Here is a 16604-nt window from a genome sequence, read left to right as displayed (position 1 = left end):
AAAAGAATAATATTATTTAATTAAAGGGGATAATTTGGATATGACTGTTGCGAAGGTCGCCTATATTCTGCAAATTCATAAAAACCCATGCCAAGTAAATAAGTTTATTAAGCAGCTAATTTATGAAGAACACGCAGATGTTTTTGTTCATATTGATAAAAAACAGGATGAGTTGAAAAACCAAATAATTAAAAGTCCAAATGTGAAAATTTTAAAACAGAGGATTGATGTAAAATGGGGCGACATCACTCAGGTTGATGCAACCCTACTCCTTTTAAAAGAAGTTTTAGCATCTGGAATTAATTACGACTTTATATGTTTTCGCAGCGGCCAGGACTTATTGGTCAAAAATGGATTTGGAGAATTCCTTGGAAAAAATAAAAACAAAATTTTTATGAATGCTTATCGTGTTAAGAGAAGGGAGCCTCATGCCTCTTTTGTAGATTTAAAATGGCCAGAATGGGCTAGAAGATTGTACGTGCAGCCTTATCATCCATTACGGCTTTTAAGAAGAGGCATGGCAGCTTTATATAGCTTGGGCTGGAATATCAAGCCAAACAGGAATTCCTTACCTAAGGATTATTCCATATATAATGGTTCCAATTGGTTTTGCATCCCTCTAAATGCAGCTAAATATCTTTTAAACTTTTTAGATAAAAATCAATGGTACTATGATGCTTACAAGGATAGTTTAGTACCAGATGAATTCTTTTTTCAAACCTTAATCATGAATTCAAAATATAAAGAAAATGTAGTTAATGACAATTTAATGTATATAAAATTTGGCGAGTCAATAAAAACCCGAAATAATCCTATTACCTTAACAATGGAACATGTAGAGATAATAAAAAAATCAAATGAATATTTTGCAAGAAAGTTTGATGAAAGTATAGACCAATTAGTTATTGATTATTTTTCTGAGCAAGTGAGGATGTAGGAAAGAGGTGGTTGTATATGAAGATTGCTTTTATTTCCGATATACATGGAAATGCAGCAGCGTTAGAAGCGGTGTTGAAAGATATTGAAAAAAAAGAAGTGGACAAAATTTATGTCCTTGGCGATTTATGTTTTAGAGGACCTGAACCTAAACGATCTATCGAATTGGTGAGGCAATTGGATACCGATGTCATTAAAGGGAATGCGGATGAATGGGTTGTTCGTGGTGTAAAACCTGGTGAGGTACCAGAACAGTCTCTAGAAATAATGAATAGGGAACGCGATTGGACAGTCTCTCAGTTAGATCAAGACAGTTTAGACTATTTGCAGAATCTACCGTCTGCTTTAGAGGCTGAATTTGGCCATATAAAAGTTCAAGCATTTCATGCAACTCCTGATAATCTATTCGACATTGTTTATCCCTTTGAAGCCGATGAAAGTTTAATGGGAAAAATGATGAAAAATCAGGCGGATCTATACATTTATGCCCACATTCATAAGCCTTATATTAGGTTTATCAACGGAAAATGTATCATGAATATTGGCAGTGTTGGATTGCCGTTTGATGGTGTAAGAAAATCATCTTATGGTTTGCTTGAAGTAAGTGACGAAAGCTGGCAAACGACGATTGTCAGAGTTAATTATGACGTGAACAAAACGATAGAAAAGCTTCTTGAATCGAACTATCCAAATAGAGAGCAAATTTGTAATCTGCTCAAAAGTGCCTCTAATTAAAATGCTGCAAAAGAATATCATGGTTTAAAAGTATGAAAGAGTGGGGTATTGGTTTCCCGCTCTTTCATAAGTTCATTGCCATTTAAGAAGATAAATGAAAAACCGTTATTTCTGGTCTGCAAAACCAGCGGAAGGGTAAATGTGTTGTCCCAATGCCACGATTGACGTATAAGGGCATTTTGCTTTCACCAACATGATAGAGTCCATCATTATAATTATTTGCCAGTCCTTGTTTTATAAGAGGTCCGAAGAATGGAAAACGAATCTGCCCCCCATGTGAATGCCCCGAGAACTGGGCGCCTATAGAATATTTGCTGCTTTCATCCGCTATGTCAGGTTCATGTACAAGCAAGAACACACATGCCTCTTCCGAAATCCCTTCAACTGCCTTTTGAATATTTGGTAATCCATACATTACATCATCAATGCCTGCAATATATAGTCGGTGTTGGCCAGATTCAACAAAACGATGGCTATTATCTAGAACCGTAAACTCAGAGTGCTGTAACACACGAGCAACACGATCTTTAATGGACATGTCATGATTTCCGATAACTGCCCACTTTCCTCCGCGTAAAGCCCTTAACTCCTGCAATAATGACCAATACCGTTCGGGCTTCATATTTCCGGCCTCAATCAGATCACCAGTAAAGAAAATAATATCTGGATTTAAGCTATTAATCATTTTTACTACCGGTTTGAAATCGTTAATTCCATAAAAAAAACCAAAATGAATGTCGCTGAATTGTACAATTCTCCAGCCATTAAACGATTCAGGAAGTCTTTTTACCTTTAAATGGATATGCTTAACTTCATACCAAAATCGTTCTATTTTATAGGAATAGGCTCCCATAATGGAGGTCGTAACCAGTCCAAAATAGATTTTTCCACAATGTTTAATAAAAGTGCGGCGAGTAATACGATGAGTAGTCCGATTTATTTCATTCATTTATTACTCCTTTCAAGCTGCATAAAGTATGCTGTTTGATTGAATGTCGTTCTCTTTTAAGAACATTATAAAAGAATGGGATGGAATACACAAATAAAGGATAAGCAATTCTGCTTATCCTGCTTTTCATTTCAACTATGCAAAAACTTCACGCAAACCGGATTTGGCACTTTGATATCAGACTGGACTAAGGAGAGACGACCGGAAAATTCATCTCTGGCAAACAGGACAAGATTGTTTGACTCCTGATTGGAGGCGACCATAAATTTTTCAGTAGGATCTAATGAGAAATCCCTCGGCCAATCGCCTTCTGTTGAAGTATGCTCGACAAAGGTGAGCTCCCCTGTCCCCTGATCCACACTAAATACTGCGATACTATTATGCCCGCGATTGCCTGCATAAACATATCGGCCATCAGAAGAAATATGAATCGCACTGCCCTGATTGTTCTCCGTGAAATCCTCAGGAAGAGTTGAAATATATTGCTGCTCCGTAAAATGTCCGTTTTCTTCATTATAAGATAGCACAATCACTTCTGAGCTGAACTCTGTCATCACATAGGCAAATTTTCCGTTTGGATGGAAGGTGATGTGGCGAGGGCCGCTTCCAGCCTTAACCGGCAGCAGGCTTACTTTTTCCAATCTCCCATCCTCCCCTGCCTTGTAGGTAATCACCGCATCAATTCCCAACTCACAAACGACAACATATTTCTCATCTGGAGTGACATCGGCATAATGGGTATGGGCTTTTTCCTGGCGTGGGTCCGGCCCCCGCCCTTCGTGCTTAATCACGGAAACAGCAGCTTGAATGGAGCCATCCTCTTGGCTTACTGAATAAGATTCAACAGTACCCTTATGGTAATTGGCGCTGAAGGCAAATTTATTGCTGCTGTCGATACTGACATAACAAGGTGGTGAACCGGCATCCATGACCCGATTCATTTCCTGCAGTTCCCCTCCTGGTTGGATGGAAAAAGCGGCAACTCCGCCATTTTCTCCTTGTTTGGCGACTGAATAAAGGCAGCGGTTGTCTTTACTGATATTCAAATAAGTCGGATTCTCCAGTGCTGCCGCTGCTTTAATATCGGTCAACGTTTTTTCCGCAGGATTTAAGGTGAAAGAATAGATCCCCTTACTTTCTCCTTTTGTATAAGTTCCAATAAAACCTATGTACTTTTCGTTTTCTGCCATCATTCATTCTCCTTGCAGTTTATAGGTAAGCATCGTATTTATGATAACCCAAACAGAGTATTATTTTCATTTGATTCGCCTTGTAATGGACTCCATCCGCATTTATTTCCATTTTCTTCTGTTTGCTGGTAAGATAGGTTACGATCAGAAGCTGGCTCCTGTCTCAAGTTTAATCTTGAACCGGCTTCCATTTGTATAAAGTGAGGGATGTCAATTGATTTATCAAGCAGCTGAAAATCGATACGATTCAATGAAATATAATCGCTCTGGCCGGTCAGGCCTGCTGCTGCCGGCCATTTCTCTTGGATTATGGCATAATTTCGGCGGAACCGACCCATTTGAAAATGGCCGGACCTTGTTAAGAAAAGCTTTTGATTCGGGGATTACCCACTTTGATTTAGCCAACAATTACGGTCCTCCTGCTGGATCAGCTGAGGAAATGTTTGGGAAAATGTTAAAAACCGACTTTGCTCCGTATAGGGATGAAATGATTATCTCTACCAAGGCAGGCTACTATATGTGGCCTGGTCCATATGGGGACTGGGGTTCTAAAAAATACTTGGTCTCTAGCCTTGATCAAAGTCTAAAACGTATGGGCTTGGAGTATGTCGATTTTTTCTATCACCATCGTCCAGACCCGAATACTCCGCTGGAGGAAACCATGGGTGCGTTAGACAGCATTGTCCGTCAGGGGAAAGCATTGTATGTTGGAATATCTAATTACAGTGCAGAGCAAACAGCTGAAGCAGTGAGAATCTTGAATCAATTGGGCACACCGCTGGTCATTCATCAGCCAAGGTATTCAATGCTAAATCGCTGGATCGAGGATGGGCTGCAGGATGTGCTGCAGGAAAACGGAGTTGGTACGATTGCTTTTAGTCCTTTGTCACAAGGTCTGTTGACCGATAAGTACATATCAGGGATTCCAGCTGATTCCCGTGCCGCAGGCTCATCCAGATTTTTGAGCAAGGAGCAAATTACGCCAGATGTGGTGGAGCGGATGAAAAAATTAAATGATATAGCAGCGGACCGCGGCCAGAGTCTGTCGCAAATGGCTCTTGCCTGGGTCTTGCGCGGCGGCAGGGTCACCTCTGTCCTAATTGGTGCAAGTAAAGTCAGCCAGATTGAAGATAATGTGGGGGCGTTAAACAAGCTGGATTTTTCCGATGTGGAATTAGCAAATATTGATGCGATTCTCAACGGTTAAAATAAAGGGGCTGCCCAATTTGCTTTTGGACAGCCCCGCGATTCGTGAATCGCAATTAAAGCACAATTTCTTGTCTGACTTCCCCGTTGATAAAATTTTCAACAACAAAAGCCGATACGCCTAATGCAGTGGGATACTTTGTCAATTTGGAAAAGTGCAATTCAGTTTCCTTTTGGTGAAAGGGCAGCGTATGGGCTTCGATTGTTTTTCGTATGGGCTGTTCCAGCCAGTTTTTTGCTTTAGCCAAGCGGTTGCCAATTATGACTTGGTCGGGATTAAATGTATTGATGATGTTACTAATCCCATATCCCAAATAGCTGCCAATTTCTTCGATCAGGCTCAAGACATTTTGGTCGTGTTCTTCAGCCAAATCAATTAAAGATTCCAAGGTTTCATCTTTGTCAGCCATTTTGAGTAATGCATGTTCTGAAGCATATGCCTCCCAACAGCCTCTGCTTCCACAACTGCATTGTTTTCCGTCCACTTTAATAATCATATGGCCCATTTCTCCAGAGAAACCGTTTTTGCCTTGATACAGCTCCCCGTTCAAGATGATCCCGACACCAATTCCAATTCCTGCACTAACATAAACGATATTTTGGACACTTTGGCCTGCACCAAATCGCTTTTCACCGTAAGCTCCCGCATTTGCCTCATTTTCAATGATGACGGGGAGTTGAAATTCGTTCTCCAGCTCTGATTTAAAATTAATATTTTTCCAGCCTAAATTGGGTGCAAGTAACGTAATGCCTTCTTTATCGACGATTCCGGGAACGCCAATTCCAATTCCGACAGCCCCATATCTACATTCAGGCATCCCATCTATAAGGCTGTTGATCATCTTTTGAACAAGTTCCATGACAGTGGGATAGGAGGTATCTTGAATGAATTGATTTTGCTCAAACAGGATTTCTCCTTTTAAATCTGTTAAAATCCCTAAAATATAATTGACCCCAATATCAATGCCAATGGCGAATCCGGCAACTTTATTGAAATGGAGCAGCACTGGCCGCCGTCCGCCGCTGGATTCTCCAGGGCCTGATTCAAAAATAAGCTCTTCTTCTAATAACTCATTGACTAAAGAAGAAACGGTAGCCTTATTTAATCCTGTAACTTGAGCAATATCGGCACGTGATATAGGCTCTTTGTCAATAATCATTTGCAAAACAAGTAATTTATTATTCTTTTTCACAACCTGCTGGTTCCATGTAATAAATGGCACATTAAAAATCCCCTCTTATTAATTGTTATTCATATTTTACCATATACTTAGTTTGTTGAATATACAAACTTATAAGATTGTGCTATAATTACCTTAATTTATATAAGATGGAAAGAAGGTGCGATTGTAATATGAAAAAAGTCCGTTGGGGAGTTTTGGGTACAGCGAATATTGCTCTTACACAGGTGATCCCGGCCATTTTACGTTCATCGAATGCTGAAATTGTTGGGATTGCAAGCAGGGGAATTCAATCGAAGGATCTTTTAACGAAATTTTCCATTCCGAAATACTATGAAAGCTACGAGAGTCTTCTTCAAAGCGAAGAAATTGAATCCGTTTACATTCCTCTTCCGAATCATTTGCATAAAGAGTGGGTGATCCAGGCGGCTAAGTATGGAAAGCATATCCTATGTGAAAAGCCAGCATCACTAACGGCCGAAGAGTCCAAGGAAATAGCTGACATTTGCGGTAGAAATCAGGTTAAGTTTATGGAAGCATTCATGTATCAATTTCATCCGCAGCACCAGCGAGTTCGAGACATTATTGAATCGGGTGAAATCGGAGAGCTCAAGTACATGAGAGCCAGCTTTTCGTTTTTCTTGGAAAATAGAGATTCCAATATTAGGATGAGGAAAGAAATGGGAGGCGGCAGCATTTATGACATCGGCTGCTATGGAATCCATTCCATCAGAAATATCCTCAAATCAGAGCCTGCTCAGGTTAAGGTATTTGCTGAAAAAGATCGGCAATCCGGAGTGGATACTTCCGCCATTGTCCATCTAAGACTTGAGAATGGCGTAAATGCAGTTATTGAATGCAGCATGGACATGGATTTCCGGCATGAGTATGAGATAGTCGGGACGAAGGGGCATTTAAAGGTTCCTAGAGCATTCCGCCCGGATGCAACTGATGGAGAAGGACTGATTATCGTACACTCAGGGCAAGGGTTTCGGATGGAAAAAATAGTTGGAGATCAATATAAAAACCAAATCGAACATTTCTCCCGAGCTATTTTAGAAGACTTCGAGCCTTTTTATTCAATAGAAAATACGATACAAAATATGCGTATCATTGATGCCTGCTATCAATCTATCGAACAGCAATCAACAGTAAGGGTAAATGGATAAAGGATTCACATTAGTAAGCAAGGCGAAAATTATATAGTTTCATCATTCTAGAATGCGAGGGATACAGATGGCAAAAAATATCTTCTACAATGCGCACCATGCACCGATAGGCGCTTTTTCAAGCTTTACACTTGGATTTAGCGGAAACGGCGGCGGATTGGATTTAGAACTGGGACGTCCCCCAAGGCAAAATGTCTATGTGGGTGTAGAGTCTCGAGACCGTGATGGAATTTATGAGGCGCTTCCGTTTTTTGAAATCATCGAGGATGAAAGCAAACGCTATGATATCGAAAATATGGATCCAGAACCCGATAAGCCGCAAATTATTTTTCCTTATGCCAAAGAGGAAATCGAGAGGAATTTCCAATTAGGGACGGATACTTGGAAAGCAGGCGATTTAACCTTTACAATTTTTTCCCAAGCCGCATCTGTTCCGGACCCTGCTTCTGCCTCCGATGAGGAATTGAAGCAAGCCTTAGTGCCGGCCGTTTGGGCTGAGCTGACGATTGATAATAGGAAAGGCACCAAAAGCAGGCGCGCCTTTTTTGGTTATCAAGGTACCGATCCTTACACATCGATGCGCCGCCTTGATGATACCTGCGCCGGTTTGGCGGGGGTGGGGCAAGGCCGCCTGACTGCTATTGCGGCCAATGATCCTGATGTAACATCTGCTTTACACTTTTCCTTGGAGAATATTTTAACCACTACCCTTAAAGAAAACTGGACATTTGGGTTAGGGAAAATTGGGGCATTGATCATGGATGTTCCGGCAGGGGAGAAGCGGTCGTATAAATTTGCTGTTTGCTTCCATCGCGGAGGTATCGTGACTGCGGGGATGGATGCTTCCTATTATTATACGAACTATTTTCCAAATATCGAATCGGTAGCTGCTTTTGCGCTTGATCATGCTGATTCGTTTATGGACCGTTCAAAAGCGGCAAATCAGTTGATCAGTGATTCCCATCTGTCTGAGGACCAGAAGTTTATGTTAGCGCATTCCATTCGCAGCTATTATGGATGCACGCAAATGCTTGATGTGGATGGAGAGCCTTTCTGGGTGGTAAATGAAGGGGAATATCGAATGATGAATACCTTCGATTTAACCGTTGACCAGCTATTTTTTGAATTAAAAATGAATCCATGGACAGTGAAAAACGAACTGGATATGTTCGTAAAACGGTTTAGCTATAACGATCGTGTCCGTTTTCCAGGAGATGAAAAGGAATATCCGGGCGGAATAAGTTTTACACATGATATGGGAGTTGCCAATACCATTTCCCGTCCGCATTATTCCACCTATGAGGTATATGGAATTGAAGGATGTTTTTCTCATATGACCCATGAGCAGCTGGTAAATTGGATATTGTGTGCGGCGGTGTATGTGGAGCAGACTGGAGATACCCAGTGGTTAACGGAAAACATGGAAACTCTAGTCCGTTGTTTGGAAAGCTTAGTGAATCGCGATCATCCGAAAGCGGACAAGCGGAATGGAATAATGGGCCTTGACTCTTCCCGCGTCATGGGCGGTGCTGAGATTACTACTTATGACAGTTTGGATGTTTCGCTTGGCCAGGCTAGAAATAATATTTATCTCGCAGGGAAAACATGGGCTTCCTATGTTGCTTTGGAAAAAATTTTTTCAGAACAAGGATTAGCGGAGCAGGCAAAATTAGCCGGAGACCAAGCTGAAAAATGTGCGAAGACAATCGTCAGCCATGTAACGCCTGAGGGTTATATTCCAGCAGTAATTAAAGAAGGCAATGATTCAAAAATTATCCCAGCTATAGAAGGCCTCATCTTCCCATATTATACAAATAATCATGATGCCCTTGATCCCAACGGCCGTTTTGGCTCTTATATCCAAGCGTTGAAACAGCACCTTGAAACAGTATTAGTTGATGGGGTTTGTTTATTTGAAGATGGGGGATGGAAAATTTCATCCACCAGCAATAATTCATGGTTAAGCAAAATTTATTTGTGCCAATTTATTGCCCGCCATATTCTTGGCTGGAAGTGGGATGAGAAGGGAGCAAGTGCGGATGCTGCCCACGTAAAATGGTTGACCCATCCGGTCTTATCGATTTGGAGCTGGAGCGACCAAATTATTTCTGGCGAGATCACAGGAAGCAAGTATTATCCACGCGGCGTAACCAGTATTTTGTGGCTGGAAGAGAGCCTGAAAACATCACCGTTAGAAAAAGTCTCACTAAATGCATAAAAAGGATTATGGCTGTCCGGCTAATATCTGGGCAGCCTTTATTAGTTAAAAAGTAATGCCTATTAAAATATCAATAAAAACTTAGTTTATTTGCTATACAAACTAAGAAAAGGGTGATATACTGAAAGCGTTAACAAAAAGTTTAGGAGGAACTTACTCATGGCATATTTCGAAAACGTTAATCAAATTCAGTATGAAGGAGCTTCATCGAAAAATCCTTTATCATTTAAGTATTACAATCCGCAAGAATTAATAAATGGAAAAACAATGGAAGAGTGGCTCCGTTTTTCAGTTGCTTACTGGCACACATTTACTGCAGATGGAACAGATCCATTTGGCGTCGGTACCGCCATTCGCCCTTGGAATCACTTAACTGGACTTGATTTAGCTAAAGCACGAGTGGAGGCAGCATTTGAACTTTTTGAGAAATTAAATGTTCCATTCTTTGCTTTCCATGATGTAGACATCGCTCCAGAAGGCAGCACTTTAAGTGAGACAAATGCTAACCAGGATGCAATTGTGGTAATGATTAAAGAATACATGAAGACAAGCAAAGCAAAATTGCTCTGGAACACCGCCAATATGTTTACAAATCCACGCTATGTTCATGGTGCTGCAACTTCTTGCAATGCTGATGTTTTTGCTTACTCTGCTGCAAAGGTGAAAAAAGCATTAGAGGTTGCGAAAGAACTTGGAGCCCAAAACTATGTATTCTGGGGCGGCCGCGAAGGCTATGAAACACTGCTTAACACGGACATGAAGCTTGAGCAGGATAATTTGGCCCGTTTCTTCCACATGGCTGTAGACTATGCCAAAGAAATCGGCCTAAATGTTCCATTCCTAATTGAGCCGAAGCCAAAAGAGCCTACTAAGCACCAATATGATTTCGACGTGGCTACTGGACTGGCATTCTTGCAGAAATATGATTTAACAGACTACTTCAAGTTTAATATTGAAGCTAACCATGCGACTCTTGCTGGTCATACGTTTGAGCACGAGCTTCGTGTAGCCCGCATTAACGGAATGCTTGGTTCTGTGGATGCTAACCAAGGTGATGTTTTGCTTGGATGGGACACAGATGAATTCCCGACAGACTTATACACCAATATACTAGCCATGTATGAAATTTTGAAAAACGGCGGCTTAGGCAGCGGCGGATTAAACTTCGATGCAAAGGTAAGAAGGGGCTCGTTTGAACCAGAAGATCTGTTCCATGCACATATTGCAGGTATGGACGCATATGCAATTGGACTAAAAGTTGCCAACAAGCTTATTGAAGACAAAGTTCTTGATAGCTTTATCGAAGAGCGCTACAGCAGCTACACGAAGGGAATCGGCCTGGATATCGTGGAAGGCAGAACGAACTTCCGTGAATTGGAAGCCTATGCTCTTCAATTAACAGAAATTAAAAATCAATCAGGCAGAACAGAAAGATTAAAGGCATTAATTAACCAATACATGCTTGAAACGCTATCAACTGTTGGTGTTTAATAGTCTCTTAAAATAATAAACTTAAAATGAGGCTCCTCCGGCAGCCTCCTTTTTTATAGAAAAGGATGATAGAGATGAAATACGTAATTGGTGTCGATCTGGGAACAAGCGCAGTAAAGATACTGCTTGTGAATCAATTGGGAGAAGTATGCCAGGAAGTATCCAAGCCATATCCATTAATTATCGAAAAATCAGGATATAGTGAGCAAGATCCGGAAGAATGGGTGGAAAAGACAACCGAGGGATTGGCAGAACTGGTTCAGCAATTTGATGGCGATATCAGGGATATTGAGGGAATCAGCTTTTCTGGACAGATGCATGGCCTTGTCTTATTGGACGAAGGAAATAACGTATTAAGAAATGCGATTCTTTGGAATGACACAAGAACGACTAATCAATGCCAGGAAATTTATGATGCTGTCGGCAAAAAACGTTTATTGGACGTTACGAAAAATCCTGCATTGGAAGGGTTTACTTTGCCAAAAATTCTTTGGGTAAAAGAGCAGGAGCCTGACATTTTTGAACGGGCGCATGTGTTCATGCTTCCAAAGGATTATCTGCGTTATCGGATGACCGGCAATATCCATATGGAATATTCGGATGCTGCCGGTACATTAATGCTAAACGTGGCAAAGCGGGAATGGAGCGAAGAAATTTTGAAGGTGTTCGGCATTTCGGCGGATTTTTGCCCTCCTTTAATTGAGTCCCATGCATGTGTTGGGACGATTACAGCTGAGTTTGCCCGCACAACAGGATTATCGGAAGCGACTAAGGTGTTTGCCGGCGGTGCGGACAATGCCTGTGGTGCCATCGGTTCAGGCATTTTATCAGAGGGGAAAACGTTAAGCAGCATTGGAACCTCTGGTGTTGTCCTTTCCTATGAGGAAAGAAGCGACCTCGACTTTGAGGGGAAGGTCCACTATTTTAACCATGGTGAGGAAAATGCTTATTATACGATGGGGGTCACCCTTGCTGCGGGTTTTAGTTTAAGCTGGTTTAAAGAAACCTTTGCCAATCAGGAAGCGTTTGACCAGTTTTTAGAAGGTGTCGGTTCTGTGCCTGCCGGCAGTAACGGGCTGCTGTTTACCCCTTACATTGTTGGAGAAAGAACGCCCCATGCCGATTCCAATATTCGCGGCAGCTTTGTGGGCATTGATGCCTCACATGAGCGTAAGCATTTTGCCAGGGCAGTTTTGGAAGGGATTACGTTCTCATTAAATGAATCAATTGAGATTTTCAGAAAAAATGGCAAAGCCATTGATACCATCGTTTCTATTGGCGGCGGTGCCAAAAATGAAACATGGCTGCAAATGCAGGCAGATATTTTCGATGCAAAAATCGAAAAACTTACAAGTGAACAAGGACCCGGAATGGGGGCGGCCATGCTGGCAGCATATGGCTGCGGCTGGTTCCCTTCATTAAAAGAATGCGCGAAGGAATTTATTAAAACTTCTAAAACCTACTATCCTATTAAGGAAAATGTAGAAACCTATAAAAAGCTTTTTGCCATTTATCAGCAAGTATATGCACAAACAAAGCTTCTTAATGATCAATTATCAGAATTTAGAAAGTAAAAGCTTCTTACTCTATTTGGAGGATCATGATGTCTAAAATAGTTGTTAGTGAAAATTCACAGGCTGCATTCAAGAAGAATTGGAAATTTTGTGTTGGAACAGGCAGGCTTGGCCTTGCCCTGCAGAAGGAATACTTGGAGCACTTAAAAATGGCCAAGGATGCAATTGGTTTCGAATATATTCGCGGTCACGGCTTATTGCATGCCGATATTGGCATTTATCGCGAGATGGAAGTAGACGGAGAAATTCGTCCCTTTTACAACTTTACTTATATTGACCGTATTTTCGATTCCTTCTTGGAGTTAGGGATTCGCCCCTTTATTGAGATTGGCTTTATGCCAGAGCTTTTGGCTTCCGGAGACCAGACCATTTTTGACTGGAAGGGAAACGTTACACCTCCAAAGGATTATGAGAAATGGTCTGATTTAGTAAAAGCGGCGGTTTCCCATTTTATCGAGCGATACGGATTGGATGAGGTTTTAAAATGGCCATTTGAAATCTGGAATGAGCCTAATCTAGTAAACTTCTGGAAAGATGCTGACAAACAAGAATACTTTACATTATATAAGATTACTGCTAATGCGGTTAAATCTGTTCATCCTGGACTTCAAGTAGGCGGCCCGGCCATTTGCGGCGGAGCAGATGAATGGATTGTGGAATTCCTTGAATTCTGCCATCAAGAAAAGGTGCCGGTGGATTTTGTATCAAGGCATGCATATACGTCCAGGCAGCCAAACAAAGTAACCTTTGATTATTATTATCAAGAATTGGATGAAAACACAAAAATGCTGGGTGAATTTGAGACCGTTCGCGGTTTAATTGATGAATCACCGATCCCGAATTTGCCATTTCATATAACGGAATACAATACATCCTACAGCCCGACCAATCCGGTCCATGATACAGTATTAAATGCCGCCTACCTGGCCCGGATTCTAAGCGAGGGAGCAGATTTTGCTGACTCGTTCTCCTATTGGACATTCAGCGATGTATTTGAGGAGGCGGGCGTTCCGAAAGCCCAATTCCATGGGGGTTTTGGCTTAATCGCTTTAAACGGTATACCAAAGCCGACTTTCCATCTCTTCTCTTTCTTTCATCAACTTGGAGAAGAGCAGTTATATCGTGATGAAAATTGCTTAATCACTCGAAGGAAGGATGGCACGATTGCCCTCGTTGCATGGAATTTGGTGATGGCAAAAGGTGCGGGATTTGAAAAGGAAGTGGAGATAGAACTTCCAATATCCGAAGATTCGGTGTTTATTAAACGGCAAACAGTGGATGAAGACCATGCCAACCCATGGCGGACCTGGCAAGAGATGGGGCGTCCAAGATTCCCTGATAGATCTGCAGTCGAGACATTAAGACAGACAGCCCAGCCGTTAGTCCGAACTTCCAGAGTGAAGTCGAAAAATGGCAAAGTTACTCTGAATGCTGTTTTAACAAAAAATGAAGTCACTTTGATTGAAATCAGCCCCGTTAAGGATGAAACAGACACATATATCGGACTCGATGATAGCTTAATAACTTCTTACTAATATCGAAATTGGATCAATGGGAGGCCGAAATGGAAAAGCTGGCAGAAACGCAGGAAGGGTCTTTTTACACAGGGACCTATCGTAATCTCTTTAAAGAAATTGGCAAAACGGATGAAGAAATCATCAGCCGAATCAGGGAGAATTGGGAGCAGCTTTTTAACGGTGATGAGGATACCAGAATCTATTATCCAGTTGGCGAAGATTTAGGATACATGCTGGATACGGGAAACCTGGATGTCAGAACAGAGGGCATGTCATATGGAATGATGATGGCCGTGCAAATGGATAACAAGGAAGTGTTTGACCGGCTCTGGAACTGGACGATGAAGTATATGTACATGACAACAGGTGAGAACGCCGGCTACTTTGCCTGGTCTTGCAATGTAGATGGTACAAAAAGAGCCTATGGTCCAGCGCCGGATGGTGAGGAATTCTTCGCGATGGCCTTATTTTTTGCTTCCCACCGCTGGGGGGATGGTCCTGTGCCTTTCAATTACAGTGTCCAAGCCCGGAATATCCTTCATACCTGTCTCCATAAAGGGGAGGACGGCGTTGGTTTTCCCATGTGGAATCCAGAAAATAAATTAATTAGATTTATACCCAATTGTGAGTTCACCGACCCATCCTATCACTTGCCGCATTTTTATGAATTATTTGCACTATGGGCAAATGAGGAAGACAGGCAATTTTGGAAGGAAGCAAGCAGGGCCAGCATGGAATACTTAAAAATTTCCTGTCATCCTGAAACAGGACTTGCACCTGAATATGCTTACTATGACGGTACGCCCAATAACGAAAAAGGCTATGGGCACTTCTTCAGTGATGCGTATCGTGTAGCCGGCAATATTGGTCTTGATTATGAGTGGTTTAGAAGGGATGAATGGGAAATACAAGAGGCTAACAAGCTTCAGGAGTTTTTTTCTGATAAGGATCCTGCCGATTATCGCCGTTATGCCATTTCCGGCGAATCTTTTGATGAAAAATCGCTTCATCCAGTGGGCCTGCTTGCCGCCAATGCAATGGCATCATTAGCTGCAGATGGTCCAGACCAGTTAAAATGGGTAGAATTGTTTTGGAACACAACTGTAAGGACCGGGGGAAGGCGGTACTATGATAACTGCCTGTATTTTTTCAGTCTGCTTGCGCTAAGCGGAAACTACAAGATTTGGATGCCGAAATAAGAATATGCAAAAAGAAATGCCCCTTTTGCCGATTGGCAGAGGGGCATTTCTCTTGTACTTTTTATTTCATAATAGAAAAATGGATTTTTTAACAAACCTTGATTGTAAATCAGCGAAAAATTTAATATGATAGGACTATAGTTTGTTTATTGGTTAAATAAACAAACTATTATTGTTACCTTTATAAAAGGAGTGGTTCCATGATAACAGAAATTGGGGAGGAGATCCCTTCCCTGAAAGAAAAATATGCCCATTTTTTTGACATTGGCGCCGCAGTAAATCTCAAAACAATAGAATCACAGCAGGAAGTTTTAGAAAAACATTTTAATAGCATTACAGCTGAAAATGATATGAAGCCTGCAGAAGTACAGCCAATCGAAGGTCAATTTACTTTTGAAAAAGCTGATCATTTAGTATCATTCGCAAAGAAAAACGGGCTGAAAATGCGGGGTCATACATTGGTATGGCACAATCAGACACCAGAATGGTTCTTCCAGAATTCCAATGGCTCACCCGCTGCAAGAGAACAGTTGCTGCTACGAATGAAGGAACATATAGAGGCCGTCATGCACCGATATAAAGGGCAAATTTATGGCTGGGATGTTGTCAATGAGGCAGTGGCCGATGAGGGGCCGGATTTGTACAGAAAGACTAAATGGCTGGAAATTATCGGTGAAGATTATATTGAAAAAGCATTTGAATACGCACATTTGGCCGACCCTGATGCACTGCTATTTTACAATGACTATAACGAGTCCGTTCCTGAAAAACGCGAAAAAGTTTATCAGCTTGTCAAATCGTTAGTGGACAAAGGTACACCCATTCATGGGATTGGTCTCCAAGCACACTGGAATCTGACAAATCCCAGCTTGGCGGATATCCGCACAGCGATTGAAAGATATGCCTCTCTCGGATTGCAACTGCAATTGACAGAACTGGATATTTCTGTTTTTCAACATGATGACAGAAGGACGGACTTGACTGAGCCGACTTCAGCAATGCTTGAACAGCAAGCAGAACGATATGAGCAATTGTTTCAGCTGATCCGGGAATATCGTGAGGTTATCTCGGCAGTAACCTTCTGGGGTGCTGCGGATGATTATACTTGGTTGAATGATTTCCCTGTAAAGGGCCGTAAAAATTGGCCATTCCTTTTTGATCAAAATCACCATACTAAGGACTCTTTTTGGAGGGTAGCACGGTTTTAGACGTTTCGATAGTAATTAAGTCAATATTTGA

14 protein-coding genes are annotated in these 16604 nt (G+C 41.6%); 10 read left to right on the top strand and 4 right to left on the bottom strand.

Translation table 11 applies throughout. The annotated features are described in order from the left end of the window. Positions 1-40: 40 nt before the first annotated feature. Positions 41-937 carry a beta-1,6-N-acetylglucosaminyltransferase gene (locus tag NFS43_RS04285; protein ID WP_251549823.1) on the top strand — a complete coding sequence of 299 codons (897 nt, stop codon included), beginning with the start codon at positions 41-43 and terminating at the stop codon, positions 935-937. 17 nt (positions 938-954) lie between these two features. Then, positions 955-1671 carry a metallophosphoesterase family protein gene (locus NFS43_RS04280; RefSeq protein WP_251549821.1) on the top strand — a complete coding sequence of 239 codons (717 nt, stop codon included), beginning with the start codon at positions 955-957 and terminating at the stop codon, positions 1669-1671. Positions 1672-1753: 82 nt separating this feature from the next. On the opposite strand, the gene NFS43_RS04275 is transcribed toward NFS43_RS04280, so the two are convergent. From NFS43_RS04275 to NFS43_RS04265, 3 genes are all read right to left on the bottom strand, one after another. Beyond that, entirely contained in the window at positions 1754-2620 is an 867-nt protein-coding gene (locus tag NFS43_RS04275; protein WP_251549819.1) for a metallophosphoesterase, read from the bottom strand. A 131-nt stretch (positions 2621-2751) separates the two neighbouring features. Then, positions 2752-3810 carry a lactonase family protein gene (locus tag NFS43_RS04270; protein WP_251549818.1) on the bottom strand — a complete coding sequence of 353 codons (1059 nt, stop codon included), beginning with the start codon at positions 3808-3810 and terminating at the stop codon, positions 2752-2754. 38 nt (positions 3811-3848) lie between these two features. Beyond that, on the bottom strand, positions 3849-4061 hold the full coding sequence (locus tag NFS43_RS04265; protein ID WP_251550147.1) for a hypothetical protein: 213 nt from the start codon (positions 4059-4061) through the stop codon (positions 3849-3851). On the opposite strand from NFS43_RS04265, the gene mgrA reads away from it, so the two are divergent. Next, positions 4061-5017 (top strand): L-glyceraldehyde 3-phosphate reductase, encoded by a 957-nt coding sequence (gene mgrA / locus NFS43_RS04260; protein ID WP_420910289.1) that lies wholly within the window; start codon positions 4061-4063, stop codon positions 5015-5017. The genes NFS43_RS04265 and mgrA overlap by 1 nt on opposite strands. 55 nt (positions 5018-5072) lie before the next feature. Here mgrA and NFS43_RS04255 read toward each other — a convergent pair whose 3' ends face one another. Continuing rightward, positions 5073-6239 (bottom strand): ROK family protein, encoded by a 1167-nt coding sequence (locus NFS43_RS04255; protein ID WP_251549813.1) that lies wholly within the window; start codon positions 6237-6239, stop codon positions 5073-5075. Between the two features lie 131 nt (positions 6240-6370). Between NFS43_RS04255 and NFS43_RS04250 the strand changes: the two genes are divergently transcribed. The 7 genes from NFS43_RS04250 (at position 6371) to NFS43_RS04220 (ending at position 16573) form a co-directional block, all read left to right on the top strand. Continuing rightward, positions 6371-7366: a Gfo/Idh/MocA family protein gene (locus NFS43_RS04250; RefSeq protein WP_251549811.1), complete on the top strand. Its 996-nt coding sequence runs from the start codon at positions 6371-6373 to the stop codon at positions 7364-7366. Between the two features lie 67 nt (positions 7367-7433). Beyond that, positions 7434-9584, top strand: coding sequence for a glycoside hydrolase family 52 protein (locus tag NFS43_RS04245; protein WP_251549809.1), 2151 nt, complete (start codon positions 7434-7436; stop codon positions 9582-9584). Between the two features lie 159 nt (positions 9585-9743). Further along, on the top strand, positions 9744-11075 hold the full coding sequence (gene xylA, locus NFS43_RS04240) for a xylose isomerase (protein WP_251549806.1): 1332 nt from the start codon (positions 9744-9746) through the stop codon (positions 11073-11075). A 74-nt stretch (positions 11076-11149) separates the two neighbouring features. Then, positions 11150-12649, top strand: a complete 1500-nt coding sequence (gene xylB, locus NFS43_RS04235; protein ID WP_251549803.1) for a xylulokinase — start codon at positions 11150-11152, stop codon at positions 12647-12649. A gap of 29 nt (positions 12650-12678) precedes the next feature. Beyond that, positions 12679-14184, top strand: a complete 1506-nt coding sequence (locus tag NFS43_RS04230) for a GH39 family glycosyl hydrolase (RefSeq protein WP_251549801.1) — start codon at positions 12679-12681, stop codon at positions 14182-14184. A 29-nt stretch (positions 14185-14213) separates the two neighbouring features. Beyond that, the gene (locus tag NFS43_RS04225; RefSeq protein ID WP_251549798.1) at positions 14214-15365 is read left to right on the top strand and encodes a family 8 glycosyl hydrolase; all 1152 of its coding nucleotides are present in this window, start codon (positions 14214-14216) and stop codon (positions 15363-15365) included. Between the two features lie 200 nt (positions 15366-15565). Beyond that, on the top strand, positions 15566-16573 hold the full coding sequence (locus NFS43_RS04220) for an endo-1,4-beta-xylanase (RefSeq protein ID WP_251549796.1): 1008 nt from the start codon (positions 15566-15568) through the stop codon (positions 16571-16573). The last annotated feature ends 31 nt before the right edge of the window (positions 16574-16604 follow it).

Source organism: Neobacillus muris, from assembly GCF_943193175.1.
In the GTDB taxonomy this organism is placed as follows: Bacteria; Bacillota; Bacilli; order Bacillales; family Cytobacillaceae; genus Neobacillus; species Neobacillus muris.
This window is presented reverse-complemented; position numbering and strand designations above follow the sequence as displayed.

Bases quoted from the DNA above. Each gene is read 5' to 3' on its own strand.
- NFS43_RS04220 (WP_251549796.1), top strand. From the start codon at position 15,566: ATGATAACAGAAATTGGGGAGGAGATCCCTTCCCTGAAAGAAAAATAT.
- NFS43_RS04280 (WP_251549821.1), top strand. From the start codon at position 955: ATGAAGATTGCTTTTATTTCCGATATACATGGAAATGCAGCAGCGTTA.
- xylB (WP_251549803.1), top strand. From the start codon at position 11,150: ATGAAATACGTAATTGGTGTCGATCTGGGAACAAGCGCAGTAAAGATA.
- mgrA (WP_420910289.1), top strand. From the start codon at position 4,061: ATGAAATATAATCGCTCTGGCCGGTCAGGCCTGCTGCTGCCGGCCATT.
- NFS43_RS04285 (WP_251549823.1), top strand. From the start codon at position 41: ATGACTGTTGCGAAGGTCGCCTATATTCTGCAAATTCATAAAAACCCA.
- NFS43_RS04225 (WP_251549798.1), top strand. From the start codon at position 14,214: ATGGAAAAGCTGGCAGAAACGCAGGAAGGGTCTTTTTACACAGGGACC.
- NFS43_RS04275 (WP_251549819.1), bottom strand. From the start codon at position 2,620: ATGAATGAAATAAATCGGACTACTCATCGTATTACTCGCCGCACTTTT.
- NFS43_RS04245 (WP_251549809.1), top strand. From the start codon at position 7,434: ATGGCAAAAAATATCTTCTACAATGCGCACCATGCACCGATAGGCGCT.
- NFS43_RS04250 (WP_251549811.1), top strand. From the start codon at position 6,371: ATGAAAAAAGTCCGTTGGGGAGTTTTGGGTACAGCGAATATTGCTCTT.
- NFS43_RS04230 (WP_251549801.1), top strand. From the start codon at position 12,679: ATGTCTAAAATAGTTGTTAGTGAAAATTCACAGGCTGCATTCAAGAAG.
- xylA (WP_251549806.1), top strand. From the start codon at position 9,744: ATGGCATATTTCGAAAACGTTAATCAAATTCAGTATGAAGGAGCTTCA.
- NFS43_RS04270 (WP_251549818.1), bottom strand. From the start codon at position 3,810: ATGGCAGAAAACGAAAAGTACATAGGTTTTATTGGAACTTATACAAAA.